The sequence below is a fragment of the Oceanicaulis sp. genome (genome assembly GCA_040112665.1).
In the GTDB taxonomy this organism is placed as follows: Bacteria; Pseudomonadota; Alphaproteobacteria; order Caulobacterales; family Maricaulaceae; genus Oceanicaulis.
This window is the reverse complement of record CP157796.1, coordinates 693,877-719,531: the sequence shown is the minus strand read 5'-3', so window position 1 is coordinate 719,531 and position 25,655 is coordinate 693,877. Positions and strand designations below refer to the sequence as shown.

Genomic DNA, 25,655 nt, shown 5'->3' with positions numbered 1-25,655 from the left:
GGGGGGGCCGGGGTGGGGGCGTGATCCTCGCGAACGCCGGCGTGGCGGCCCCACCCCACCCCGACCCTCCCCTCGAGGGGAGGGAGCGCTGAACGGCGCCTGAGATGGGCGAGCCCGCCTACACTCCGTTCGCCGGACAGGTCGCGCTGATCGCGACCATGCACGGCAAACAGGCCGCGCTCGGCCCGCCGCTTGCGCGGTTGGGGTTCGAGGTGAGAACAGCCGAGGGTCTCGACACCGACGCCTTCGGGGCGTTCTCCGGCGAGACCGAACGGGCCCGAACCATGCTGGACGCCGCTCGCGCGAAAGCGCGGGCGGCGTTCGCCGTTTCGAGGGACGCGGACTGGGTGTTCGCGTCCGAAGGCGCGTTCGGTCCGCATCCGGCCCTGCCCGTCCTGCCGGGCTATCGCGAGCTGATCTGCGCCCTGCGCCCTTCCGACGGTCTGGAAGTCGTCGAGACGGCGACGGGGTTCGAGACGAACTTCGCCCATATCGATGCGGACTCCGCGACCGATCTCGACACGTTCCTGGGCCGCATCGGCTTTCCCGATCACGCCGTGATCATTAAGGCCGGAGCGCGGGTGCTGGCCAAGGCGGTCACGGCGCGGACCGAACTCGACGCGCTGATCGCCCGCCATGGCGCGGTCAGGATCGAGACCGACATGCGCGCCCATCTCAACCCCACACGCATGGCCGAGATCGCAAAGCTCGCCGACCGCCTCGCAGGCCGGCTGGCCGCGACATGCCCGGCCTGCTCTGCGCCGGGCTGGGGACGGACCGGCGCAGAGCCGGGCCTCAGATGCGAGGCATGCGGCTCGCCGACCGCGCTGATCGCCGAGGAGATCTGGTCGTGTTCGGCCTGCGATCACACAGAGCGACGGGAGCGCAGCGACGGGCTCGCCGCGGCCGATCCCGGTGATTGCCCGGTGTGCAATCCCTGAGCCCGGCTCACAGCCGGATCGTCAGCGCCTCGAGCGCCGCGCGCCCGTCTTCGGGGATGGGCGCGGGTTTTTCGCCGTCGGTGTTGACCAGCACGGTTTCGCACGTGCCCACGCAGGCGCCGTTCTGAAATAGCGCTAGACCGATCGTGTAGCTCGACCGGCCCACCGACAGGATGCCCGCCTTCACTTCAAGGTCGCCGGGATAGTGCGCCTCGCCCAGATAGGCGATGTGCACGTCGGCGATCAGCATGCGCATCCTGTGCGCGTGCCGCATGTCGGGCGGAAAGGCGGTCCGGTTCAGCGCCGCGCGGCCCTCCTCGTAGAACGAGCCGATGGCCACGTTGTTGAGATGGCCCAGCGTGTCGAGATCGCGAAATCGCGTCGGCACGGTGATCGCCAGCGGATAGACGGACGGGTCGAGGCGTTTGGGATCGGGCTTCATGGGCGGGCTTATGCCGTGTGGAGCGGCGGGTGAAAAGGGCCGGTTACGGCTCGATCACAGGCTCGACCGGCGCAGGCTCGGCCAGCTCGGGCAGGGGCCGGGTCATGCGTTCATAGGCGTCCTCGCTGACCCTGAAGGCCCAGCCGTCCACGAAGCGCTCCAACCGCTCGACCCGCTCGGCGGCGTCGTCGGCGGCCGCGCGCACCTCGATCACCGCCCAGCGCTCCTCGCCCTCGGCGGTGAAGGTGAGGTCGTAGGCGATGCCCGAGAACGTCACCGCCTGGTGGCGCGCGGCGAAGGCGCCGGTGAGCGCGGCGGCCGGTTTGACGTCGCGGAAACGCAGGCGCGCGCCGGCGGTGGCCGGGCCGTTCGCCGCGCCGCCGGTGACCAGGCGCCAGCCCTCGGGTTCGACGAGTTCGAAATTGCGCTGGGCGATCCCGGCGCGCTGTACGGCCCAGGCCGGGCCGGCCTCGGGCCGGATGCGCGCCTGGGCGACCGAGCCGGGATCGAGATCCCAGAATTCCAGGCCCAGCCAGCGGCCCGCATCGCCGAGCTCGGGCAGGGTTCCGGTCGCAGAGTAAGCCCGCTCACCGCCCGGCGTGCGCAGATACACCCCGCCCTCGTCGCGATCGCGCCCGACGATGAGCGCGGCGATCGCCGTGCCTTCGCTGTCGAGCACGTTGATCCGGATCCCCGCGCCGCCGCCGATCGGATCGTCGAGGCCCAGGCGCGGAAACTTCTCCGGGTCGCGGGTCATCGCCCGGTCGTACTGAAGCCCGCCCAGCGCCTCGTCGAGTTCGGCGATCCGCTCGGGCCGGACGGCGTAGTCCCCGCGCGAGGGCATGGTCCAGCCCGCTTCGCTGCGCACCAGCATGAACTGTTCGTCCGACGTGATGATCTCGATCCGTTCGGCGTCGGCCGCCGCGTCGCGCCAGCCTGGCACGACGGGGCCCGAGACGTCCGGCCGGGCGCCCAGCGCCGCGTCGCGCCAGACCGAGGCTGCGCCCAGCGCGAGCAGGATCACGCCGGCTGCAAACGCCGCGATCGCTTGATTGCGGCGGCGGATGGCGGGACCCGCGCTCATGACCGCCGCCTGCGCTTGAGAAGAGTGATCACCAGCCCGGCGCAGATCACCAGAAACGGCGGGACCCAGAGCGTCCAGAACAGAAGCGCGCGTTCCAGCGCGTCGATCTCGACCCGGAAGCCGCGCTCGATCTCGCGCAGGCGCTCGCGCGCATCGAGGATCTCCGCTCTCAGCGCGGCGGCCTCGCCGCTGTCGGCTTCCGCCGCACCGCCCAGCGCGCTGGCGCGGCCTGCGCGGCTCAATTCTTCAAGCCGGGCTTCGGCGTCGGCGAGCTCGCGCTGCAGGCGTTCCTGGGTTTCGACATAGCGCGCCTGGGCTTCGCTCCTGAGCGCTTCGACGCGCACCATGGGCCGTTCCGAACCCGCCCGCGAGCGCAGGGAGACGAGCGCGGGATCGCCCGCCAGCCGGTCTGCGAGATTGAGGATCAGGGCGGGATTGTCCGCGACGACCTGTGGGCCCGCCGCCGGATCGGCGCGCAGGAAGAAGGCCGGGTCGAGCAGGTCGGCGTCGGCGATCACCACGATCTCGCCCGCGCCTTCTGATTCCACCAGATGGCGGGCGGGATCGAGATCGATGTCTCCGGCGGGCGGTCCGCCGGGGAAGGCGGTCTGGAACGGTCCGTCGAGCCGGGCGGCGATCGTCAGCGGCGCGTCGGGCGCGGGGTCGAGCTCGCGCATCAGCTCTTCGGGCGGGGGCGAGGCGGCGGCGCGGTCGGCGTCCAGCCTCGCTGCGGCCTCGCTGGTGAAGATGAGCCCGGTGAACCGGTCTTCGAGCCCCGGCTGGGCGCTGAGCACGCCCGGCGAGCCCAGATTGATCCCACGCGACAGGGCCGCGAGGGCGGGCGCGTCGGTGTTGAGATTGGCCGGCGGGGCGGCGAACCAGAGCGGATAGGCGCGCATGCGCGTGCGGCCGCCCTCGGCGATCTGCACGGGAAGGCCGTTTCTCGCGTCCATCGCCACGGTGTTGACGTCGTAGGAAAGCCCCCAGGTCGAGAACAGGCGCGACAAAGTGGAGGCGCGGTTCGCGTTCACCGGCGGCAGGCCGTCAGGGCCGGGCTTGAGCGCGACATGCGCCATCGGATCGACCAGCGCCAGCACCCGTCCGGTGCGCAGCGCGAACTGATCGACCAGATAGGTCTGACCGTCCGACAGCGGCGCGGGGTGCAGCAGGAACAGCGCGTCGGCGTCCTCGGGGATGGCCTCGAAATCGTTTTCCAGCCAAGCGACCTCGAAGGCGCGGGCGAGTTCGTCGATCACCGGATTGCCGCTGCGTCCCTCACGGTCCGGCGCGAAGGGCAGGTCGGAGATGATCGCGATCTTCGGCGTGCGCGCGCGTTCGAGTTCGGCGAGCGTGCGCACGATCTCGTATTCGAGCCGCGCCTCCTCGACCGGATCGAAAAAGGCGATGACCCGCTCGTCGTCGACCGCGTTGCGCCCCGTCAGTCCGAAGAAGATCTGCCCGCCGTCTTCGGTCGGCGCAGGCTCCAGCCCTGCGGCGATCGCGGCGTCTTCTTCAGCCGAGAACGGATCGGGGTCGACCTCTTCGAGGCGGACTCGTCCGCCTGACCGCGCTGCGATCGTGCGCAGCATCTCGCGCACTCTCGCTCCGTAGGCGCGCAGCGCGGGATAGCGCGCCGCTTCGCTGCGGGAGAAATAGAAGGTGAGGTTCACCGGCTCGTCGATCCGGGCCAGCACCTCGCGCGCGCCGGGCGACAGCTCGTAGAGCCCGCGCTCGGTCAGATCGACGCGCAGCCGGTCCAGCATGGCGCCGGAGAACAGGTTGAAGCCCGCAAACCCCAGCGCCAGGCTCAGCACCATCAGGACGAGGAAGCGCCGTGCGCTCATCGCTCAGCCTCCCCGCCTGGCGTCGATCAGGGTCATCGCCACCCCCAGGCCGAAGCCGATCAGGGTGAGGAAATAGACCGTGTCGCGCAGGCTCAGAACGCCGCGGCGCAGGGATTCAAACCGCGCCAGCGCGCTGAGTTCGGCGATCGCTTCGGCTGCAGCGCCGGGCAGGGCGCCGCTGAGCGCGTCGATGACGAAGGGAAGCCCCGCGACGGTCACGAGGAAACACGCCGCCGCGCCCAGCACGAAGGCGATCACCTGGTTCGAGGTGGAGGCCGACACCGCCTGACCGAGCGCGAGATAGCCGCCCGCCAGAAGGAACGCGCCGAGATAGGCCGTCGCGGTGGCCGCGTTGTCGGGCTCGCCGAGATAATTGATCGCGATCCACATCGGGAAGGTCAGCGCGATGGCCACCCCGGCCACCGCCCAGGCGGCGAGAAACTTGCCCAGAGCGCTGGCCCAGAGCGGGATGGGCGCTGACAGAAGCGTCTCCAGCGTGCCGCGGTCGCGCTCCTCGGCCCAGGCGCGCATGGCCAGCGCCGGCATCAGCACCAGCAACAGCCAGGGCATGTAATCGAACAGCGGGGCGAGATCGGCGCGGCCGGTCTCGAACAGCCCGCCCACGCGCCAGGCGAAGCTGGGCGCGGCGAGCGAGAACACCACGAGGAAGACCCAGGCGAGCGGGGTTTCGAAATACGCCGCCAGCTCGCGTCTGAACACCGCGATCAGTCCGTTCACGCCGCCCGGCCTCCCCTGATGCGGCCCAGCGTTTCGCCGGCCGGCCGGGTGAGCGCGCGGAAGGCCGAACCGATCGTGCCGTCCGGGCCGAGCTGGGCGAGCGCCTTCGGGGTGTCGTCGGCGAGCACCTTGCCGCCGGCGATCACCACCGCGCGGGTGCAGATCGCGTCGACCTCGTCGAGCAGATGGGTGGAGATGATGATCGCCTTCTTCGGCGCCATCTCGCGGATCAGCGTGCGCACCCCGTCCTTCTGGTTGGGGTCGAGCCCGTCTGTCGGTTCGTCCAGGATCAGCACCGGGGGATCGTGCGCGATCGCTGCGGCCAGCGCGGCGCGGCGCTTGTAGCCTTTTGACAGCGCGCCGATCGCCTTCTCAGCGGCGGGGCCGAGATTGGCCCGTTCGAGCGCGATCTCGGCCGCCTCGCGCAAGCCCTTGCCGCGATAGCCGCGCGCGCGCAGGCAGAAGCGCACGAAGCCGCGCGGGGTCATCGCCGGATAGGCCGGCGCGCCCTCGGGCAGATAGCCGACCATCTCCTGGGCGCGGCGGCGCTGCAGCGCGGGATCGCAGCCGTCGATGGCCGCCTTGCCGCCGTCGGGCTCCAGACAGCCGACGATCATGCGCATGGTGGTGGATTTGCCCGCGCCGTTAGGGCCGAGAAAACCGGTCACCTCGCCGGTCTTCACCTCGAAACTCACCTGGTCGACCACGGTGCGGCCGGAGAAACGCTTGACCAGGCGATCGGCGACGATCATGGGCGGTCTCGCTGAGAGCTTGCGGAACAAGGCCTGCTAGCGATAGCGCAAGCAGGCTCGGGACGCCACCAGCATCACTGGTTCAGGTGACCGAAACCTCAACCGGGCGGGAAAAGTTGTCAGCTTGGAGAAGCGCCGATCGATGCGACCCGCCAGATCCGGGGGGCTGGGGGGGCTGTGAATCCAGATCCACGGGCGTTTCCCGCATCGACCGGCAATGTGAAAATGGATTTGGCCTTGGGCGGTCGAGAGACCAAAATAAGGCCGGAAAACGGCGCTTGCGTTACGTCTCCGTAAGCATGCCGACAGGTTCGAAAGGCGGCCAGATGCAGCACGGCGTAGCCGGCAGGGCTCCCGATCCGGTGATGTTTCACCGCACCGAACTCGACGCGATCCTGCGCGTGTACGGCATGATGGTCGCCGGCGGCGAGTGGCGCGACTACGCCATAGACGGGCTCGGCGACCGGGCCGAGTTCGCCATCTTCCGCCATGCCGCTGAGTTTCCGGTCTACCGCATCGTGAAGACCCCCGCCGACGCCCGCCGTCAGGGCGCCTACAAGATCGTCGCGGCCGGCGGCGCGATCCTCAAGCGCGGCCACGATCTGGCTCAGGTGCTGAAGGTCTTCGACAACCAGCTCAAACGTCTGAGCTGGAAAGGGCTGAGCTGAAACGAAAACGCCCCGGAGCGAAGGCTCCGGGGCGTCTCGTCGTCAGTCTCGGCCAAGCGCTATTCGCGATTGCCCAGCATCATCAGGATGACCTGGAACATGTTCACGAAGGCGATGTAGAGGTTCAGCGCGCCGTAATAGGTCATCACGGCCATGGACCGCTCGTCGCCGGCGACCTCGTGATACATGATCTTCAGGTTCTGCGTCTGGAACGCCACCACGCCGGCCATCAGGCCCAGAATGGCGAACTGGATCAGCCACTGAAGCCCCGAGCTCTCGATGAAGAACACGTTGATCAGGCTGATCACCAGAACCCCGATGATCCCCATGAACAGGAAGCTCGAGAGCGGCTGCAGATTGCGCTTCGTGGTGTAGCCGAACAGCGACAGCGCGAAGAACGCCGCCGCGGTGATCACGAAGGCCTGCGCGATCGTGCCGAAGGTGATCGACAGCGATCCGGTCAGGGTCTCGGCCTGCACGCCGGAGGTGGCGAGCATGACCCACACGCCGAGCCCGGCGCCGATCAGCGAGACCACGGCCCAGTAAAGGACCGCCGCGCCCACCGGCGAGGGGTTGCGCATGAAGAACATCGAGCCGAACAGCAGGGCGATCGGGCCGAACTGGACGACGTAGAGAAGCGGGGTGCCGAACACGAGCTGGGTGACCGGGGTCACCGTGCCGACGATATAGGCCAGCGCCGCCGACAGCAGCAGCCCCAGGCCCATCTTGTTGTAGACCCCAAGCATGAAGCGGCGCAGACCCTCGTCGACCGAGGTGTCGAGCGCGCGCGCGTCATAGGCGGTGCGGTTAAACTGGTTCATTGCGTCCTTCTTCCGTCAGACTTCGCGCAGGTAACGCACGAGCGCGCCTGCGTGGTGAGACTGAATATCAGTGTTCTGCGGTCGGGATTCAAGGAAAACCGGACGCGGTCATGCGTCCGATTCCCCTTCCCCGGCTGTGGATTTGCCGCGCGCCGCCGCCCGCAGCCTTGACGCGCGCGGCCGGGCCATGCCCCTTGGGCTCATGTCCTTGCGCGTCTTCGCCGCCCTTCCCGCGCCCGAACCGATCGTCGACGCGGCTGCGGACCTGATGGATCAGGTGCCCGGCGCGAAATGGCGGCCGCTGGAAAACCTTCACGTCACGCTCGCCTTCTACGGCGAGCTCGACGAGCCGGTGATCGAGGAACTCGATCATGAGCTTGCGGCGATCTCCTGCCCGCCTTTCGCGTGGCGGCTGAAGGGCGTAGGCCGGTTCGGCAAGGCCGAGCCGCACGCGCTCTGGGCCGGGGTGGAGGCAGGCCCGGAGCTCACTGATCTGGCGCGCCGCTGCCGCAAGGCGGGCGGACGTGCGGGCGTGGAGATGGAGCGCCGGGCCTTCATCCCGCACCTCACGCTCGCCTATCTCGAGCGCGGGGTGGACCCGGTGCGCGTGCAGCGCTTCGAGCAGCGCTGGTCGATGCTGGAGACCGAGCCGGTCATGGCGGACCGGTTTCACCTCTACGCCAGCCATAACCGCAAGCCGGGCCAGCCCAATCTCTACGAGGCCGTCGCCGACTACCCGCTGGCCGGGCGCTAGGCGTCCACCCGCCGCGCCGTGCCCTCGACCACCGCGATGCGCTGGGCGTCTTCGCCGAAGGGTTCGAACAGGACCGGCTCCACGCCGGTGAGCCAGGCCTGAACGTCGAGCGCCAGGATCGCCTCGGCCAGGCCCGCCCGCCGTGCGGCGTCGAGATGCGCGCAGGCTTCGTCGAAGATGAGCACGGGCGCTGCGCCCAGGCTCGCCTTCACCGCGCCGGCCTGCGCCAGCGCGAGGCCGAGCACGAGCGCCTTCTGCTCGCCGGTGGAGCAGTCTGCAGCCGGCTGATCCTTCTCCCGGTGCCGGGCGGCGAGCTCGGTGCGGTGCGGCCCGGTCAGCGCACGGCCCGCCGCGCCGTCGCGGCGGCGGGCGGAGGCGAGCGCGTCTGCGAACCAGTCCTCGGCCTCGCCCGCCTTCATGCCTTCGCCCAGCCGGGCTTCGAGCACGCCTTCAAGCGCGAGATCGGCCTTTGGGAAGGCGCTGTCGGGCCGGGCGTCGATCTCGGCCTGAAGCCGTGCGAGCGCGTCGAGCCTTGCGGCGGCTAGAGCCACGCCGCGCGCGGCCATTTCAGATTCCAGCGCGTCGAGCCAGCCGGGATCGGCGCGGCCGCCTTCTTCGAGCCGGTCGAGCAGGCGCTGGCGTTCGCGCTGCGCCTTTTCATAGGCGGAGGCTTCGGCGGCGTGATCGGGCGCGCCGGCGAGCACCAGCCGGTCGAAGAATTTCAGCCGGTCCGCGCGCGGCCCCGCCCAGAGCCGGTCCTCGCGCGGGGTGAGCCAGACCATGGGAAACAGGCGCGCAAGCTCGCCTTGCGTCGCCGCCGCGCCGTCGAGCCGGGTCTTGCGCCGGGAGGGTTCGGCGGGGTCCGAGCCGGTGGCGAGGCTCACCGCGCCTTGCCGCGTCATCGCCTCGGCGTAGACCGCCCAGACCGGGGCGGGGCCGTCGGCGGTCTTCATGCGCACCGCGTCGGAGCCCGCCGCGCGCACGCCGCGGCCGGGGCCCAGGAAGCTCACCGCCTCGACGAGATTGGTCTTGCCCGCGCCGTTGGGCCCGAACAGCGCGACGGGCCGCGCGTCCAGCGCGAGATCGAGCCGGGCGTAATTGCGAAAGCCGGTGAGCTTCAGCCGGGTGACCGCCGGACGCTCCGGCGCGGGAGAGGTGGCGGGATCGGGGCTCACACCCTGAGCGGCATCAGCACGTATTCGGCGTCGGGATCGCCGGAGTCCGTCACCCGCGTGGGCGAGCCGGAATCGGCGAACTCGAACACGGCTTCATCGCCCTCGATCTGGCCGGCCACGTCCAGCAGATAGCGGGCGTTGAAGCCGATCGCCATCTCGTCGCTGGTGTAGTCCGCCGCCAGCTCCTCGCTCGCCGCCCCGCTTTCGGGGTTGTTGACCGTCAGCACGAGCTGGCCGTCCGACAAAGCGAGCTTCACCGAGCGCGACTTTTCCTGGCTGATCGTGGCGACCCGGTCGACGGCCTGGGCGAACGGCGCGCGGTCGATGCGCAGGATCTTGTCGTTGCCGCGCGGGATGACCCGCTCATAGTCGGGGAAGGTGCCGTCGATGAGTTTCGAAGTCAGCACCGCTGCGCCGAGCTGGAAGCGGATCTTGCCTTCGCTGACCGACACCTCGACGTCGCCGTCGAGATCCTCGAGCAGGCGGCGCAGCTCCTGAATCGGCTTGCGCGGCACAATGACCGCCGGCATGCCGGCCGCGCCGTCGGGCAGGTCGGTCTCCGCCAGCGCCAGGCGGTGGCCGTCGGTCGCCACCGCGCGCAGCGTCTTGCGGCCGTCGCGGTCGGCGGCGTGCAGATGGATGCCGTTGAGATAGAACCGCGTCTCCTCGGTGGAGACCGCGAAGCGGGTCTTGTCGATCAGGCGCGCGATCTCGCTGGCCGGCGCGGCGAAGCTCACCGCGAGGTCCTCGCTCGGCATGACCGGGAAATCGCCCGGCGGCAGGACCGGCAGGTTGAAGCGCGACCGGCCCGCCGAGAGCGTCAGGCGGGGATCCTCGCCGCCGATCTCGAGGGTCACCTCGCTGCCCTCGGGCAGCTTGCGCGCGATCTCGTAAAGCGTGTGGGCGGGGGCGGTGACCACGCCCTCGCGCTCGGTCTTGGCCTCGGCCTCCTCGACGATCTCCATGTCGAGATCGGTCGCGGTGAAGCGGGCGAACCCGCCCTGTGCGTTGATCAGCACGTTTGACAGGATCGGGATGGTGTTGCGCCGTTCGACGACGGCCTGAACGTGACCGAGGGCCTTGAGCAGCGTCGCGCGCTCGATGGTGAGCTTCATGTGTCTCGCCTCTGCCTGTCCTTGGGGGCGAATCGACCGTGCCGGGAATCGCCTGAATCTGAAAGGCGGCCAGCTTAAACCAAAAAAATCGGCCGCAAGAAGGGGGTCTTGCGGCCGATCTCGTTTTCGGGGGGGCGAATTAGCCGCGCAGACGGCGGCGGACGGCCTCGATGTCCTCGGCCAGAGCGGCGTCGGAGGTCATCTGTTCGGTCATCTTGGTGACCGCGTGGATCACCGTGGAGTGGTCGCGGCCGCCGAAGCGCCGGCCGATGTCCGGCAGCGAACGCGTGGTCATGGTCTTGGCCAGATACATCGCGATATGACGCGGCCGGACGACGGTCTTGGTGCGGCGCTTGGACAGGATGTCCTCCACCGCGATGTCGAAATAGGCCGCCGTCGCCTTCTGGATGTCGTCGACCGTGACGCGCTTCTCGCTGCGCACGGGCAGCTCGCCCAGCGCCTCTTCGACCGCGTCCAGCGTCACCTGATGGCCCAGAAAGGCGGTGCGCACGATCACGTTGTTGAGGACGCCCTCGAGCTCGCGCGCCGAGCTGGTCACCCGGGCGGCCAGGAAGTCGCGCACCGTCTCGGGCACGTCCAGGTCGGGCCAGAAGCCGCGGGCCTGGGCGATCTTGCAGTCGACGATCTTGCGCCGCAGGTCGAGATCGGGTCCGGCCAGCGGGCAGGCGAAGCCGCCCGACAGGATGTCGCGCAGACGCCGGTCGTTGAAGTTCAGCTCGGCCGGCGCGCAGTGGCTGGCGAGCACGACCTGCTTGTCGGCGGCGACCAGCGCGTTGATCGTCTGAAGGAATTCGAGCTCGGTTGCGGTCTTGCCGGCGATGAAGTGCACGTCGTCGATCAACAGCACGTCGCAGTCGCGCACCAGATCCTTGAAGGGCTGGACGTCGCGGGCGCGCAGCGCGGACTGGAAGCCGTTCAGGAACTCCTCGGCGGTCAGGTAGAGCGCGCGGCGGCGGGACTCCCCGAGTTCCACCGCATGGGCGATCGCGGCGAGCAGGTGGGTTTTGCCCACGCCGTAATCGCCGTGGAAGAAGACCGGGTTGAAGTGCGGCGCGCCGGCGCTGGCGATCGATTTCGCGGCGGTGGCGGCCATGATGTTCGCCGAGCCCACCATGAAGGTGTCGAAGGTGAAGCGCGTGGCGCGCGTCTCGACCGGCTCGCCGCCGGCGAGCGCGGCGGTCGCCGCGCCGGACTGAAGCGTGTCGCGCGCCATGTCCGCGCCGCGCACCCGCGAGGCGGCGGCCGCAGCGGCCGACACCGCCGGGCGCAGCGCGGCGGCGAGGCCGGCTTCGGTGGCGATGACGATGTCGCGCGGCGTGTCTTCGGCCGCCGCCCAGAGCGCGCGCAGCCGGGCGCCGAGATGATCCTCGACCCAGGACCGGCTGAACTCGTTCGGACAGATCACGCAGACCCGGCCGTTCTCCTCGGCGACGCGCAGCCGTGCGATCTCGGATGCGTAGACGATGTCGCCGAACTCACGCCGAAGCGTGGCGCGCACTTCGCGCCAGACCCCGACCGCACCGCGGCCCCCGTTCATGGCAACCTCGTCAAAACGGATCGCAGCAGCGCTGACTTCATGCCCCATGACCCCAACCTCAACCTGTCGCCGCGGCAATGGACGCCGCGATCAAAATCCTGATTTTTGGACGCAATTTCTCCATCCGGCTGAGCGCATACCTCCGGCGCCCCGGTCTTTTGTTATGTCCGTATGGAGATGACTAACGTCGAGGGCCACAGGTTAGCCGCACGCCCGTGCGAATCAACACCATTAACCACGCAAATTCGCCGATTCCGCGCTTGACAGAGGGATTCACAAAGCCGCGCGGGCGTTTGCGCGATGAGAAAAATTTCATCGCATTTTCGGCTTGAAAATCGCTTTGAAATCGGACTCGGAACAGCGCTCTCATCGCTGTGCCAGAATGGCGCAGATGGCCTGTCTGGACAAGGCGTTTCGGGTGTCGCAGCCGCGTCATGAAGGCAAGAAAAAAGCGCTCCCGGTCGGGCCGGAAGCGCTTGATTTTTTTATCCGCGGTTGGACGACTTTTTACTGAGCCGTCATCGACTTCACGCGGGCGGAGAGACGGGAGACCGTCCGCGACCCGGTGTTCTTGTGGATGACCCCGGCGGAGACCGCCTTCATGACCTCGGACTCCGCAGTGCGCAGCGCGGTGCGGGCCGCGTCCTGGTCGCCGGCGGAGACGGCCTCGTGAAGCTTCTTCACATAGGTCCGCATCCGCGAGCGGCGGGCCTTGTTGAGCGCGGTGCGGCGCTCGATCTTGCGCGCCATCTTCTTCGCCGAGCGAGTGTTCGCCATGGGTCCTGATGCTCTCTTCACTGGCCGGCGGCCCACTTGACGGCGCCGGCGGCAAATTCGGTAAGGCGCGGCGTATAGCTCCGGGCGGACCGGGCGTCAACCGCGAAGGGATGCGAAACCCCTAGCGATGCTTGAAATGCGCCGCCCGCTTGTCGGCGAAGGCGGCCATGCCCTCGGCCTGATCTTCCAGCGCGAATTGCGACATGAACACGCGCCGCTCGAAGCGCACGCCCTCAGCCAGGCCGGTTTCGAAGGCGGTGTTGATCGCCTCCTTGGTCATCATGGCCACAGGCAGGGATTTCGACGCGATGGTGGAGGCCGCCTCCATGGCGACGTCCATCAGCTCGTCGGCGGGCACGATGCGGGCGACCAGGCCCGCCCGCTCGGCTTCCTCGGCGTTCATCATCCGGCCGGTCAGGCACAGATCCATCGCCTTGGCCTTGCCCACCGCGCGCGGCAGGCGCTGGGTGCCGCCCGCGCCCGGCATGACGCCGAGATTGATCTCCGGCTGGCCGAACTTGGCGGTCTCGGAAGCGATGATGAAATCGCACATCATCGCGATCTCGCAGCCGCCGCCGAGCGCATAGCCCGACACCGCCGCGATGATCGGCTTTCTGAACCGCGCCACGCTCTCCCAGGTCTCCGCGAACGGGTCGCGCTTGTAGAGCGAGACGAAGTCCTTCTCCTGCAGCTCCTTGATGTCCGCGCCCGCGGCGAAGGCCTTCGCCGAGCCGGTGATCACCACGCAGCCGATCTCCTCGTCGCGCTCGAAGGCGGCGAGCGCGGCGCTGAGTTCACCGGTCAGCTCGTCGCACAGCGCGTTCAGCGCCTTGGGGCGATCGAGGGTGATGACGCCGACACGGCCTTCGGTCTTGGTCTGGATGGTGTTGTAGGCCATGCGGGCCCTCCGCGGTGATGTTCGGCGCGCCGGCCTGACCGGCCGCGCGCGGGGGAGTGAAGCGAAAAACGCGCGCCGCTATACAACAAGCCCGCGCCAGGGTCGACACCCGGCGCGGGCCCTGTTGCGGTCCGCGAAAAATGCGTCCGCCTAGCGGCGCTCGACCGTGTGGCCGGCCGCTTCGAGAAGCGCGATCACGCCGTGATCGCCGGGCATATGGCCCGCGCCCACCGCGATGAAGGCGTCCTGGTCGCCCGCGAGCACCGCTTCGATCTGCGGGATCCAGTCCTCGTTGCGCTGCACGATCAGGGTCTGGAACAGCTCCTCGGAGCTGTCGCGCATGCCCTCGTTCATCAGCCGGTCGACCGTGTCCATGTCGCCGACCGCCCAGGCCTGGACGAGTTCGGACAGCATGTCGGGGTCTTCGACCATCTGCGCGACGCCGACTTCGAAGTCGGCGATCTGGATCTCCATCGGCATGTCCGCGAAGAAGCGCAGCTGCTGCTCGAGGGTCTCGAAATAGCCGTACTCGGCGTCTTCGCCGACATAGTCGGCGATGGCGTATTCGACGCCCGATTGCGGGTCGTAACCACCGGCCTGGATCTGCAGCACCGCGAGCGTCAGCGAGGCGAGCCAGGGCTGCATCGGATCCATCTGCGCGGCGAGCGCTTCGGCCGGGGCGCCGAGACGGCCGGCGATGATCGCCATGTCTTCCTTGGCCTCCTCGCTGATCAGCGAGCTCAGCGTGACGCCCGGCGCGTTCAGCCCCAGCTGCGGGATCAGCGCCTGGGCTTCGGCCTGGGCCGCCTCGGAGGTGGCGTCGGCTTCGAAATAGACGATGTCGGCGCTGTCGATCGCGGCGCGGATCTCGTCGGTCTTCCAGTCCAGCTCCGGCGGCAGGATGTGCACCGTGCCGAACAGATAGACGGTGTTGTCCTCGTCGGAGATCGCCCACAGGGCCGGATCGGCCTCGATGGCGGCGTAATCGGTCTGGGCCTGAGCGGCGCCGGCGAGCGCGGCGGCCGTGGCGAACGCGGCTGCAGAGCGCAGGGCGGCGGATTTCAAACGGTCGAGCATGTCTCTCCCCTCGGGTTGCGAATATGGCGTCAGTCGCAGCCTGGACCGGAATTGTTACAGCTTTCAGGCGATTGGTGCGGCCCGGGCCTCGATGTAAAGGGACATTTACTTAGCGGGACCTGTGAGGTCAAGGGTGCTTTACCTGCCTTACGAAGGTTTCATGTGCCCGCTCAGCGCTGGCAGAGCGGGCAGAAAAAGCTCGACCGGCCTGACTGCACGATGCGGGCGATCACTCCGCCGTCCTCGCGGCGGCAGGGCTCGCCTTCCCGGCCGTAGACGTCGAAGCTGTGCTGGAAATAGCCCATGGCGCCGTCAGCGCCGGCATAGTCGCGCAGGGTCGACCCGCCCGCCGCGATCGCCTCGGCGATGACGTCCCGCACCGCAGGGGCGAGGCGCTCGGCGCGCGCGCCGGCCACGGAATTGCAGAGCCTTCTGGGGGAGATCCGCGCCCGCCACAGCGCCTCGCAGACATAGATGTTTCCCAGCCCCGCCACGACCGACTGGTCGAGCAGGCCGGCCTTCACCGGGCTCTTCCGGCCTGCGAACGCTTCGGACAGGTGTGCGGCGGAGAACAGGTTGGAGTCCGGCTCGGGCCCGAGACCGGCGAGATATTTATTGGCGTCCTGCGCCTCGGTCGGAAACAAGTCCATGAAGCCGAACCGCCGCGGATCGTTATAGACGACCTGCGCGCCGCCCTGCATGTCGAAGACGACATGGTCGTGAGCGGGGTTCGCCGCGGGCGCGTAGACGAAGTCGCCGGGCTGGCGGGAGCGATCGTCTGCGGTGATCGTGAACCGCCCGCTCATCCCCAGATGCATCAGCAGCGTCTCGCCGGTGTCGAGCCGGACCAGCAGATATTTCGCCCGCCGGTCCAGCCGCTCGACCCGCGCTCCGGTCAGCCGCTCGGCGAACCTTGCGGGAAAGGGGAAGCGCAGATCGGCCCGGTTGGTCCGTGCGGCGATTATGCGACGGCCGTCCATGGCCGGCCGCAATCCGCGGCGGACGGTCTCGACTTCGGGCAGTTCAGGCATCACCCTCTCCGGGATGGATTTCGGTCGAGGGGAAATCTAGCGATGGCGCGCGACGGCGCGAGCCCTGACGGCGCCTTGTCGCCCGCAAGCCTCGTGGTGCGCGCGATTGAAGAGACCGCTGCGCGCCGCGCAGGCGTCGACCGGCCCGGGCTCTACCCCGAAGGCGACGATCCGTGGACCGACCAGATCGCGCGGGCCTTGCGTGACGGCCTTTCAGAGGCTCTGGAGCGCTTCCCGACGCCGGACGCGGTGCACGAGATCGCGGCGCGCTGGCGGTTTCCCGCGATGATGGAGGCGGGCGCGGTCCGCGCCGGCGCCGATCCGGTCTACGACATCGCCTGGCGCGTCTATTCCACCGATCTCGGCCAGATGAAGGACCAGCCCTTCGTGGCCGAATGCTGCTGGCGCGGCGGATGGCGCGCGCTCAGCGCCGCCGCCGACCGGCTGGCCCAGGCCCGCGCCGGTCTGAAGCTTCTATGCGCCGAGGACGATCCCGCGCGCGATCTGGGCGGGATGAATCTCGCTGAAGCCTGCGCCTTCCGCCTCGCCGCCTTCGCACCGCCCGGCGACCGGCTGCTTCTGGCCTTCTACCGTCCCGAACCAGGCGCCGGCGGCCGGTTCGAGCTTCTGCGCTTCGAGGCGGGCGATCACCGGCTGCATGCGGTGAACCCGTAGCCGGTCGGGGCGTTACCACGCGGACGCCGACCGGAGCCCCCCATGCGCCTCATCCTGACCGCTTCTGTTTTCACCCTCGCGCTCACAGCCTGCAGCGACCGGACCCCGAACGACGATCCGCCGCCGGCGGGTACGACGGGCGAGTTCGCCGGCGTCGACGCGGAGAGCTGGGCCTGCAACGGCTTCGAGATCGAGGTCCAGCGCATGACCGAGCGCGCGCAGATCCGCTTCGGCGGTACCGATTACGAGCTCGACCGGGTGGGCGAGGGCGAGCCTGCGCGCTTCGAGGCGGCGGGCGATCCCGAACTCTTCATAGAGATCGCAGGCGAAAGCCTCACCCTGTCGCGGCCGGACATGGACCGGGACGTGCAGTGCACGCGGCGTTGAGACGCGCTGGCCTTCCGCGCCCGCGCGGCTTAGCTTGCCCGCCATGAGCAAGGACACCGTCTCTTTCGGCTATCGCGAGGTCCGGCGCGAGGAGAAGCAGGGCCTCGTGCGCCGCGTCTTCGATTCCAGCGCCCGGCGCTATGATCTGATGAACGACCTGATGAGCCTCGGGGTGCATCGGGTCTGGAAGGACATCGCCGTCACCAAGGCCGGCCCGCGCCCCGGCGCGCGGCTGATCGACGTGGCCGGCGGCACGGGCGATCTCGCCCGCGCCTTCCTCGATCGCGCCGACGCGATGGGAAAACGGCGCGGCGCGGCCGAAAAGGCCGAGGCGGTGGTCGCTGACATCAACGAGCAGATGCTGCTGTCGGGAATCGGCCGCGGCCGGCGCGAGCGCCTGTCCTGGGCGGTCGCCAACGCCGAGATCCTGCCGTTCGAAGACGCCTGCGCGGACAGCGTGATGATCGGCTTCGGCATCCGCAACGTCACCGACCGGATGGCGGCGCTCAAGGACATGCGGCGGGTCCTGAAGACCGGCGGGCGCTTCGTCTGCCTGGAATTCTCCCGGCCCACCACGCGCGCGCTCGAAAAGATCTACGATGCGTGGAGCTTCAACGCGATCCCCGCCCTGGGCGGCGCGATCGCAAAGGACCGCGACAGCTATCAGTACCTGGTGGAAAGCATCCGCCGCTTCCCCCACCAGTCCGCCTTCGCGGCCGAGCTGGAAGAGGCGGGCTTTTTAAAGGTCGAGGTGACGAACCTGTCCGGCGGCATCGCGGCGATCCATTCGGGCTGGAAGGCGTAAGCGGCCCTCACGGTCCCTGAACGATCGGGGCGTAGACGTGCCAGGGAAAAGCTTCCACCAGACGGCGGGAGAACTCGACCCCGCGCCGGGAATTGCCCTGAACGCCCAGACGCGGCGCGTAGAGCGCGAACCCGGCCACGCCCGGCACCACGATCATCAGCGCGCCGGAGACGCCGGACTTGGCCGGCAGGCCGACGGTGAAGGCGTACTCGCCTGAAAAATCATACATGCCGCAGCTGAGCATCAGCGACAGCACCGCCTTCACGCTCTGCCGGCCCACCACCCGTCTTTCGGTGACCGGGCAGACCCCGCCATTGGCCAGCGTCGCCGCCGCGCAGGCGAGCCGGCGCACGTCGACGGTCAGCGAGCAGCAGCGGAAATAAAGCTCGAGCGCCGCGTGCATGTCCGCTTCGGGCGGAAAGCAGCCGTGCTCGCGCATGAAATAGGCCAGCGCGAAATTGCGGTCGGCATGGGCGCGCTCGCTTTCGAACACCGCCTCGTCGAAGCCCGGCGCCTCGCCCGCTGACGCCGAGCGCCAGAGCCGCCTGATCAGATCGAAGCGTTCTTCGATGCCGCAGGAGGGGCGGATTAGCGCGCTCGTCAGGATCGCGCCGGCGTTGATCATCGGATTGTGGGGCCGGCCCTTCCGGTCGAGCGTGATTTCGTTGAAGCCCTGGCCGGACGGCTCGCGGCCGACATGGGCGTGCACCAGCGCTTCGCCTGAAAGCTCCAGCGCGAGGGCGTAGTTCAGCGGCTTCATCGCGGACTGAAGACAGAACGCGCGGGTCTCGTCGCCCTCTCTCAGCCCCAGCTCGAAACGCTGGCCGTCGATCGTGCAGCAGCCCAGCGCGAAGGCGTCGGGATCGGCCTTGGCGAGTTCAGGGATGTAGCTTGCGACCTTTCCCTTCGTGTCGCCGGCGGCGAAGTGAAACAGGTTCTCGATCGTGCCCCTGAAGCGGGGGAAATCGCCCGCGGCGAGCTCGCCGCGCACGGCGGCGCGCACAAGCCGTGCCTCATCGGCGGGCAGGGCCTCGGCGAGGCCCTTCTGGTCGAACGCGCGTTTGCCGGCCAGCGCCGTTCGCGTGCCCTGAAGCCGCGGATCGTTCGCCGACAGCCCGGCGCGTTCGAGCGCGGCCAGCACGTCCCCTGCCTGCACCTCGCCGTCGCGGCCGAGCTTTGCGAAGATCGCATCGGCGGCCTCGGCGCGCGCCCCGTCGCCTGCGGCGTCGCGTTCGAACTGGGCGGGGCGTGTGCGGAACGCGCCCGGCGCTGTGGCGGGCGCGGCCGCCGGGAGGGGCGTCGATGGGTCGTCTGACACGGGTGGCGGCGTCTTTCGGTCGCTTCACGGGGCGCTAGCATCCCAACGCGGCCCGGCCCGCGCAAGCTGCGCGACCTCGCCGCTTTCGCTGCGTCTTAAGGCGCACTAAGTTGCCGCGCCGCAGCACGAAGGAGCTCCGCCATGGTCAAGCCCGTCAAGAAGATCGTCCTCGCCTATTCCGGCGGGCTGGACACCAGCGTCATCCTGAAATGGCTGCAGGACGTCTATCAGGCCGAAGTGGTCACCTTCACCGCCGATCTGGGCCAGGGCGAGGAGCTTGGGCCTGCGCGCGCCAAGGCCGAGAAGGCCGGCATCAAGCAGATCTATATCGACGATCTGCGCGAGGAATTCGTGCGCGATTACTGCTTCCCGATGGTGCGGGCGAACGCGGTCTATGAAGGCCAGTATCTGCTGGGCACGTCCATCGCCCGGCCGCTGATCGCCAAGCGCCTGGTCGAGATCGCCCATGAAACCGGCGCGGACGCGGTCGCTCATGGCGCCACCGGCAAGGGCAACGACCAGGTCCGCTTCGAGCTCGGCGTGGCTGCGCTCGATCCGGGGCTGAAAGTCATCGCGCCCTGGCGGGAATGGGATCTCAACTCGCGCGCCAAGCTGATCGCCTACGCCGAGCAGCACGGCATCGAGGTGCCCAAGGACAAGCGCGGCGAGGCGCCGTTCTCCATCGACGCCAATCTCTGGCACACGAGTTCCGAAGGCAAAATGCTCGAAGACCCCGCCGAAGAGGCGTTCAACGAGGTCTGCCTGCGCACCCGTCACCCCGAAGAGGGGCCCGACCAGCCCGAATACGTCACCATCGGATTTGAACGCGGCGACGCGGTCAGCGTGAACGGCGAGGCGCTATCGCCGGCCGAGCTTCTGACCAAGCTCAACGCGCTGGGCGCCGGGCACGGGATCGGACGGCTGGATCTGGTCGAGAACCGGTTCGTCGGCATGAAGTCGCGCGGGATCTACGAGACGCCGGGCGGGACGATCCTGATGATGGCCCATCGCGGGATCGAACAGCTCACGCTCGATCGCGGCGCGATGCACCTGAAAGACGAGCTGATGCCGAAATACGCCAAGCTCGTCTACGAGGGCTTCTGGTTCAGCCCCGAGCGGGAAATGCTGCAGGCCGCCATCGATCACAGCCAGGAGCATGTGACCGGCGAGGTGCGCCTGAAGCTCTACAAGGGCAATGTCCTGGTCGTCGGCCGCTCCTCGCCGCACTCGCTCTACTCGCTGGCCCACGTCACCTTCGAGGAGGACGAGGTCTACGATCAGAAGGACGCCGAAGGCTTCATCACCCTCAATGCGCTGCGCCTGCGGCTCATCGCGGACCGGAAGAAGAGGCTGGGGCGGAACGACTAGTGATAAATCTCCGACTGTTCCGGGACGATCCCAGCCACAGCGCATTTGAGTTTCTTTCTGCGAGGCGGCTACCGCTATTCGTGCTAAGCAGCGTTTGCATCGCGATTGAGCTGGACATTTTAAACTTTGACGGGACCATTTACGAAAGTGTAATGGTCGTAGAGCTAGAATACTTTCATTTATTTGTTTGGCTGATATTGTTATATTTTGTGTCTAGTTCGACGTTTATGTGTATACGCCTATGGTTCGAATATTATCAAAATATGCGAAGTCGTGCATTGGTTTACCGATCCGAGCAGGTTGAACGTTTAAAGGACGTGCTTGCTAAAACCCGTGAGCAGATGTCCACAGTGGAGGCCCAAATCGATTCGCTCCGCGAGCAGTTGTATGGGCTCGATAAAAAACTAGAGCATAAAAATATTGGCTCTCATGATTTCAATAGTGAGCAGAGCAGAGTAGAAAAAATCTTACGCAAATGATTGATTCAAGCAGATTCCTGTATGAACGTGAACAGGATATATTGGATGAAATGTCTCAGACATATAGAATTACCGATATAAAATCAGTATTATATATAATTTCGGAGCTTTTGGTCGATGTGGCGCGCGTATTAATTTTCGTTCCGGCGTCAGTAATAGCATTAATATTCGCGTTGCCTGATTACGATTTTAAGCTCGTCTAGCTGGCGCAGTTTTTAAAAGTCGCGCTCGCGAAAACAGCGACCGCCCCGCCACATCCCCGACACGACACCGCCGCGCCGGCGCCCTTGCCCGGCCTCGAGGCGGCGGGCAAAGTCGCGGCCATGAAGGGGTTTCTCATGTCCGCCGTGCTCGCGCTCGGCGCTGCGCAGGCCTCCGCCCAGGAGGCGGGCCTGCTCGATCTGTCCCGCGAGCTGAGGGATCTGACCCGCGAGGCGGCGGGCGCGGGGGACTGGGAGTCCGCCCGGCGCACCAACGCCGCCGCGCTGGCGATCCAGCCCGGCCATCCGGGGCTTCTGACCAATGCGGTGATCATCGCGAGCCGGTCGGGCTCGCCCGAGGACGTGCTGGACGCGGTCGAGGCCGTGGCTTCGGCCGGGCTGAGCTTCGATCTCGCCGATCTGCCCGACGCCGCCGCCGCGCAGGCCGCCGATCCGGAGCGCTATGCAGCGATCGAAGCGCGGCTCGCAGAGACCGCCGCACCGGTGGGATCGGCGCGTCAGGCCGCCAAACCGCCTCTGCCCGACGCGCTGGTCGAGGCGCTGGCCGTCGACGACAAGACCGAGGCGCTGTTCCTGGGCACGGTCGCCGATCGCCGCATCTACAAGGTCGAACCCTTCGCGCCGGACGCCGCGGACGTGTTCGCCGGCGACGACGAACCGCTGGGCTCGATCCTCGGGCTCGCGGTCGATCCGGTGAACGGGCTTGTCTACGCCGCCGAGGCGACCCTGCCGCAAACCCCGCTGGCCGAGGACGAAACCGCCGGAACGGCGCTGGTCGCGCTGGACATCGCCACCGGCCACATCGTCCGCCGCCACACGATTGAAGGCGCCGAGCGCATCGGCGACGTGGTGGTCCGGGACGGCGTGGTCTACGCCGCCGACGCGGGGGCGGGGCGGATCTACCGCCTGGACGGGCCGCGCGCAGAGCTCGAACTCTTCGCCGAGGACGATCGGTTCGCTTCGCTGCAGGGCCTCGTGCCCACACGGGGTTCGGTCTATGCGGTCGATTACGCGCTCGGGATCTGGCGGGTCGACACCCGCACGCGCCAGGCCGCGCTTCTGCCGAGCCCTCCGGGCGCGAGCCTGATCGGGCTCGACAGCCTGGCGGCGGACCGGACGGGCCGGCTTTTCGTCACACGCAACGGCGCGGCGCCTTTCGGCCTGTTCGAGATCGAACTCGACATGGACGGTGCGCCCACGGCCCTGACCCCGGTGCTGACCGGCGATCCGCGCCTGGCCGAGCCTTCCGCGGTGCGGCTCGTCGGCGGAACGGCCTTCGTCATCGCCGACGCGCAATGGCGGCTCTTCCCCGAAGACGGCTCGGCGCCCGAGACCCCGCGCGCCGATCCGGTGGTGCTGAGGGTGGAGCTGCCCTGAACGCGGCGCTGCTGCGGTCATGTTTCGTTTACCCCGTTTGAAGACTTGAGCGGCGACACTGCCGCCCATGACCGCCGAAACCGCGCCTGACGACGTCATCGAGACCCCGCCGGGGCTGATCGCCCGCGTTCGCACCTTCGTGGTCGGCGCGGCGATGGCCGCCGCCGGCGGCTTCACGCTCGCCGCGACGCTGAGCCATGATCCGCTCGATCCGAGCCTGAATGCGGCGACCTCCGCGCCGGTGACCAACCTGATGGGCGGACCGGGCGCCATCCTCGCCGATCTGGTTCTGCAGACGACCGGCTGGGCCGGTGCGGCCGCAGCGCTTGCGCTGATCGCCTGGGGGCTGATCCTGCTGGTGCGCGGACCGCGCGGGCGCGGCGTCTGGCTCGGCGTATTCCGCCTGATGAGCGGGCTCGCAGGCGTCTGCGGCTTCGCCATGGCGGTGAGCGCGCTGCCCATGCCGGCGAACTGGCCCTTCGCCGCCGGGCTCGGCGGGCTGCTGGGCGACGGGCTCCTGGGCGTCGTGTCAGGACTTTACGGCGCGGTCGGCCTGCCCGGACCTTCGGTGATCGCCGGGGCGACGGGCCTCGCGCTGGCCGTGCTGGGCGTGTTCCTGTGCTTTGGCCTGACCATGGCCGATCTCGTCGCCGCGAAGGATGCGGCGGAGCTCGCCTGGGCGACGGTGCGCGTCTGGATCGACCAGGTCGCCGGCGCCGCGCCCAAACCCTGGCGCAAGGACGCCCGCGAGCCGCGTCCGGTTCAGCCCGACGGCCGGGCCGAAACCGCGCCGGCCTTCCTGAAGGCGAAAGCCGAACGCCCCGCGCCCTCAGAGCGGAAAACCCCTGAAGCGCCTGCACGCACGCGCCCCGCAGGCCCGAAGGTCGCGAAGAAAAAAGCGCCCAAATCCTCGGACCGCGAAATGCGCGAGGCGCAAGGCGCGCTGCCCTTCGCCGAGACCGACGGGTTCGATCTGCCGCGCCTCGATCTGCTCGCGCCGGCGCCGCCGCGCGCCGACGTGGTCGATCCTGAAGCGCTGGCGCAGAACGCCGAGCTTCTGGCCGGCGTGCTGGCTGATTTCGGTGTGAAGGGCGAGGTCACCCAGGTCCGCCCCGGACCGGTGGTGACGCTCTACGAACTCGAACCCGCGCCGGGGGTGAAGACCAGCCGCGTGATCAATCTCGCCGACGACATCGCGCGCTCCATGGCCGCGGTCGCCTGCCGCGTCGCGGTGGTGCCCGGCCGCAACGCCATCGGCATCGAGCTGCCCAACCAGAACCGCGAGACGGTCTTCCTGCGCGCCCTGCTGGCGTCGAAGAATTTCGAGACCGCCAAGGCCGAGCTGCCCATGGCGCTGGGCGAGACCATCGGCGGCGAGCCCTTCACCGCCGACCTTGCGAAAATGCCTCACCTGCTGATCGCGGGCACCACGGGCTCGGGTAAATCAGTGGGCGTGAACGCGATGATCCTGTCGCTGCTCTACCGGCTGCCGCCCGAAGAGTGCCGCATGATCATGATCGACCCCAAGATGCTGGAACTGTCGGTCTATGACGGCATCCCGCACCTTCTCAGCCCCGTGGTCACCGACCCGAAAAAGGCGGTGGCGGCGCTGAAATGGACCGTGCGCGAGATGGAGTCGCGCTATCTGAAAATGTCCAAGGTCGGCGTGCGCAACATGAAGGGCTTCAACGAGAAGGCCCGCGCCGCCCGCGAGGCCGGCGAAGTGCTCGAGCGCACCGTGCAGACCGGGTTCGATCGCGAGAGCGGCGAGCCGGTGTACGAGACCGAAACGATCGAGCCGGACTCCATGCCCTACATCGTGGTCGTCATCGACGAGATGGCGGACCTGATGATGGTCGCGGGCAAGGAGATCGAGGGCGCGATCCAGCGGCTGGCGCAGATGGCGCGCGCGGCGGGCATCCACCTCATCATGGCGACCCAGCGTCCTTCGGTGGACGTCATCACCGGCACGATCAAGGCGAACTTCCCGACGCGGATTTCCTACCAGGTCACCTCCAAGATCGACTCCCGGACGATCCTGGGCGAGCAGGGCGCCGAACAGCTCCTCGGCATGGGCGACCTGCTCTACATGGCCGGCGGGGGGCGCATCCGCCGCCTTCACGGGCCGTTCGTCTCCGACCGCGAAGTCGAGGAAGTCGCGGCGTTCCTGAAAGAGCAGGGCACGCCGGAATATCTCGACGCGGTAACCGAGGAACTCGACGAGGACGGCGGCGGGGCGTCGGACCTGTTCGGCGGCGGCGAGGGCTCGGGCGACGATCTGTTCGACCAGGCCGTGGCCGTGGTCGCCCGCGACCGCAAGGCCTCCACCAGCTACATCCAGCGCCGGCTGCAGATCGGCTACAACCGCGCCGCCAGCCTCATCGAGCGCATGGAAGACGAAGGCATGATCGGCCCGTCAGACCACGCGGGCAAACGCGAGATCTTCCTGCCCGAACATAACGAGGCTTAGGGGTTAGAAGAGACTCCCTTGCTCTTCAAACTCGCGGAACGTCCCAGTCGTGAAGCGGACATTCTGCTCTGCGCCCAGGGTCCGCATTACAACAGCAATGTGGTGGGCCGTGTTCAGCTCGCGCCAGGTGGTCGGGTCTCCGCAGGTCTCGGTCATTCGGTGGGCAAACTGCCAAATCCGATCGTCTGCGTAGGAGTAACCCCGCCCTACGTACTCTCGCGAGTCCACGACCTGACGCGCGACCTTTCGCATAGATGTGGTAAAGGGCCCTTCGTCCGCGCCGCGAACCACAAGGGTGTCATTCGCGCCAGTGAAGCGAAGATGCGGCCTCGGGCGCCCCCCCTTGCTTTTGGGAAACTCAATCTTCGAAGTGTCCGCTCCGTAATCGCCGTAGGCGAGGACCCCCGGCGGTAGGCTCAGCTCTTCCCGGCAGCTTCGGAAAGCATGCCATTCGCCTCGCGGGATCCGCGTGCTTTCGTTCGGGCCGACCGGCAAATTAGATGGATATGCTGAACCTTGGAAAACGATTTGGCGTACGGGCGCCGCAGCATAGATGCCTTCAATTGCCCCGGCGATGCTTGGGCCGGCTTCCACCCCTAAGGGCGCTCCGTGGAAATTGAGAAGCACTGTCACCCTTCGGGGATCGATACTTGCGGCACGGAGAACGGCTGCCACGTCGTCGGGATCTGTTTCGTACTCCACGAACAGCGCCAGAGCGTCGGCGGACCCAACCACGCTGGATGCGAACCCAGAATCCAGATCGCCAAGGCTAAAGACTGGATCAATTTTAGGGTTGACGGTCCTAATAACGGAAAATAGCCGCTGTTTTCCAGCGTCCCCGAGCTCATCCGCAACGAATTGAGCGTCCACGAAACCAGCC

24 protein-coding genes are annotated in these 25,655 nt (G+C 68.1%); 10 read left to right on the top strand and 14 right to left on the bottom strand.

All coding sequences use genetic code 11. From position 1 onward, the window contains the following. Window positions 1-104 precede the first annotated feature (104 nt). Window positions 105-941 (top strand): DUF6671 family protein, encoded by an 837-nt coding sequence (locus ABL308_03480; protein XBQ16944.1) that lies wholly within the window; start codon window positions 105-107, stop codon window positions 939-941. A 7-nt stretch (window positions 942-948) separates the two neighbouring features. On the opposite strand, the gene ABL308_03475 is transcribed toward ABL308_03480, so the two are convergent. The 5 genes from ABL308_03475 to ABL308_03455 are packed head-to-tail and all read right to left on the bottom strand — an operon-like array spanning window position 949 to window position 5,801. Beyond that, on the bottom strand, window positions 949-1,383 hold the full coding sequence (locus ABL308_03475) for a thioesterase family protein (GenBank protein ID XBQ16943.1): 435 nt from the start codon (window positions 1,381-1,383) through the stop codon (window positions 949-951). 43 nt (window positions 1,384-1,426) lie between these two features. Then, window positions 1,427-2,467, bottom strand: a complete 1,041-nt coding sequence (locus ABL308_03470) for a DUF4340 domain-containing protein (protein ID XBQ16942.1) — start codon at window positions 2,465-2,467, stop codon at window positions 1,427-1,429. Continuing rightward, window positions 2,464-4,311: a Gldg family protein gene (locus ABL308_03465; GenBank protein XBQ16941.1), complete on the bottom strand. Its 1,848-nt coding sequence runs from the start codon at window positions 4,309-4,311 to the stop codon at window positions 2,464-2,466. The genes ABL308_03470 and ABL308_03465 overlap by 4 nt, the downstream gene beginning before the upstream one ends. 3 nt (window positions 4,312-4,314) lie before the next feature. After that, the gene (locus tag ABL308_03460; GenBank protein ID XBQ16940.1) at window positions 4,315-5,049 is read right to left on the bottom strand and encodes an ABC transporter permease; all 735 of its coding nucleotides are present in this window, start codon (window positions 5,047-5,049) and stop codon (window positions 4,315-4,317) included. Next, window positions 5,046-5,801, bottom strand: a complete 756-nt coding sequence (locus tag ABL308_03455; protein ID XBQ16939.1) for an ABC transporter ATP-binding protein — start codon at window positions 5,799-5,801, stop codon at window positions 5,046-5,048. Before ABL308_03455 ends, ABL308_03460 begins: the two co-directional genes overlap by 4 nt. A gap of 326 nt (window positions 5,802-6,127) precedes the next feature. On the opposite strand from ABL308_03455, the gene ABL308_03450 reads away from it, so the two are divergent. Further along, window positions 6,128-6,469 (top strand): DUF2794 domain-containing protein, encoded by a 342-nt coding sequence (locus ABL308_03450; GenBank protein XBQ16938.1) that lies wholly within the window; start codon window positions 6,128-6,130, stop codon window positions 6,467-6,469. A 59-nt stretch (window positions 6,470-6,528) separates the two neighbouring features. Here ABL308_03450 and ABL308_03445 read toward each other — a convergent pair whose 3' ends face one another. Beyond that, window positions 6,529-7,290, bottom strand: coding sequence for a Bax inhibitor-1/YccA family protein (locus ABL308_03445; GenBank protein ID XBQ16937.1), 762 nt, complete (start codon window positions 7,288-7,290; stop codon window positions 6,529-6,531). A 187-nt stretch (window positions 7,291-7,477) separates the two neighbouring features. On the opposite strand from ABL308_03445, the gene thpR reads away from it, so the two are divergent. After that, complete coding sequence (gene thpR / locus ABL308_03440) at window positions 7,478-8,044, top strand: RNA 2',3'-cyclic phosphodiesterase (protein XBQ16936.1); 567 nt, start codon at window positions 7,478-7,480, stop codon at window positions 8,042-8,044. On the opposite strand, the gene recF is transcribed toward thpR, so the two are convergent. The 3 genes from recF to dnaA all read right to left on the bottom strand — a co-directional run bounded on the left by recF (window position 8,041) and on the right by dnaA (window position 11,892). Next, window positions 8,041-9,219 carry a DNA replication/repair protein RecF gene (recF, locus tag ABL308_03435; protein XBQ16935.1) on the bottom strand — a complete coding sequence of 393 codons (1,179 nt, stop codon included), beginning with the start codon at window positions 9,217-9,219 and terminating at the stop codon, window positions 8,041-8,043. The two genes, thpR and recF, sit on opposite strands and share 4 nt — an antisense overlap. Beyond that, window positions 9,216-10,334 carry a DNA polymerase III subunit beta gene (gene dnaN / locus ABL308_03430; GenBank protein XBQ16934.1) on the bottom strand — a complete coding sequence of 373 codons (1,119 nt, stop codon included), beginning with the start codon at window positions 10,332-10,334 and terminating at the stop codon, window positions 9,216-9,218. The genes recF and dnaN overlap by 4 nt, the downstream gene beginning before the upstream one ends. Window positions 10,335-10,473: 139 nt before the next feature. Then, window positions 10,474-11,892, bottom strand: coding sequence for a chromosomal replication initiator protein DnaA (gene dnaA, locus ABL308_03425; protein XBQ16933.1), 1,419 nt, complete (start codon window positions 11,890-11,892; stop codon window positions 10,474-10,476). A 382-nt stretch (window positions 11,893-12,274) separates the two neighbouring features. Here dnaA and ABL308_03420 point away from each other — a divergent pair, with 382 nt between their 5' ends. After that, window positions 12,275-12,406, top strand: coding sequence for a hypothetical protein (locus tag ABL308_03420; GenBank protein XBQ16932.1), 132 nt, complete (start codon window positions 12,275-12,277; stop codon window positions 12,404-12,406). On the opposite strand, the gene rpsT is transcribed toward ABL308_03420, so the two are convergent. The 4 genes from rpsT to mutM form a co-directional block, all read right to left on the bottom strand. Then, window positions 12,400-12,669 (bottom strand): 30S ribosomal protein S20, encoded by a 270-nt coding sequence (gene rpsT / locus ABL308_03415; GenBank protein XBQ16931.1) that lies wholly within the window; start codon window positions 12,667-12,669, stop codon window positions 12,400-12,402. The genes ABL308_03420 and rpsT overlap by 7 nt on opposite strands. A gap of 121 nt (window positions 12,670-12,790) precedes the next feature. After that, window positions 12,791-13,567, bottom strand: a complete 777-nt coding sequence (locus ABL308_03410; protein XBQ16930.1) for an enoyl-CoA hydratase — start codon at window positions 13,565-13,567, stop codon at window positions 12,791-12,793. A gap of 150 nt (window positions 13,568-13,717) precedes the next feature. Further along, a complete protein-coding gene (locus ABL308_03405) occupies window positions 13,718-14,644 on the bottom strand; it encodes a TraB/GumN family protein (GenBank protein ID XBQ16929.1) in 927 nt (308 codons plus the stop codon). Window positions 14,645-14,814: 170 nt separating this feature from the next. Further along, window positions 14,815-15,675 (bottom strand): bifunctional DNA-formamidopyrimidine glycosylase/DNA-(apurinic or apyrimidinic site) lyase, encoded by an 861-nt coding sequence (mutM, locus tag ABL308_03400; GenBank protein ID XBQ16928.1) that lies wholly within the window; start codon window positions 15,673-15,675, stop codon window positions 14,815-14,817. 42 nt (window positions 15,676-15,717) lie between these two features. Here mutM and ABL308_03395 point away from each other — a divergent pair, with 42 nt between their 5' ends. From ABL308_03395 to ABL308_03385, 3 genes are read left to right on the top strand one after another with little or no spacing between them, the layout of a single operon-like run. Continuing rightward, entirely contained in the window at window positions 15,718-16,350 is a 633-nt protein-coding gene (locus tag ABL308_03395) for a hypothetical protein (GenBank protein XBQ16927.1), read from the top strand. Window positions 16,351-16,392: 42 nt separating this feature from the next. Further along, the gene (locus ABL308_03390) at window positions 16,393-16,737 is read left to right on the top strand and encodes a hypothetical protein (GenBank protein ID XBQ16926.1); all 345 of its coding nucleotides are present in this window, start codon (window positions 16,393-16,395) and stop codon (window positions 16,735-16,737) included. 43 nt (window positions 16,738-16,780) lie between these two features. After that, on the top strand, window positions 16,781-17,542 hold the full coding sequence (locus tag ABL308_03385; protein XBQ16925.1) for a class I SAM-dependent methyltransferase: 762 nt from the start codon (window positions 16,781-16,783) through the stop codon (window positions 17,540-17,542). Between the two features lie 7 nt (window positions 17,543-17,549). Here the strand turns inward: ABL308_03385 and glsA are convergent, their stop codons facing one another. Further along, window positions 17,550-18,860: a glutaminase A gene (gene glsA, locus ABL308_03380; GenBank protein ID XBQ16924.1), complete on the bottom strand. Its 1,311-nt coding sequence runs from the start codon at window positions 18,858-18,860 to the stop codon at window positions 17,550-17,552. A 141-nt stretch (window positions 18,861-19,001) separates the two neighbouring features. On the opposite strand from glsA, the gene ABL308_03375 reads away from it, so the two are divergent. From ABL308_03375 to ABL308_03365, 3 genes are all read left to right on the top strand, one after another. Continuing rightward, window positions 19,002-20,228 (top strand): argininosuccinate synthase, encoded by a 1,227-nt coding sequence (locus ABL308_03375; GenBank protein ID XBQ16923.1) that lies wholly within the window; start codon window positions 19,002-19,004, stop codon window positions 20,226-20,228. Window positions 20,229-21,045: 817 nt separating this feature from the next. Continuing rightward, on the top strand, window positions 21,046-22,305 hold the full coding sequence (locus ABL308_03370) for a hypothetical protein (protein XBQ16922.1): 1,260 nt from the start codon (window positions 21,046-21,048) through the stop codon (window positions 22,303-22,305). A gap of 67 nt (window positions 22,306-22,372) precedes the next feature. Next, complete coding sequence (locus ABL308_03365; GenBank protein XBQ16921.1) at window positions 22,373-24,775, top strand: DNA translocase FtsK 4TM domain-containing protein; 2,403 nt, start codon at window positions 22,373-22,375, stop codon at window positions 24,773-24,775. The last annotated feature ends 880 nt before the right edge of the window (window positions 24,776-25,655 follow it).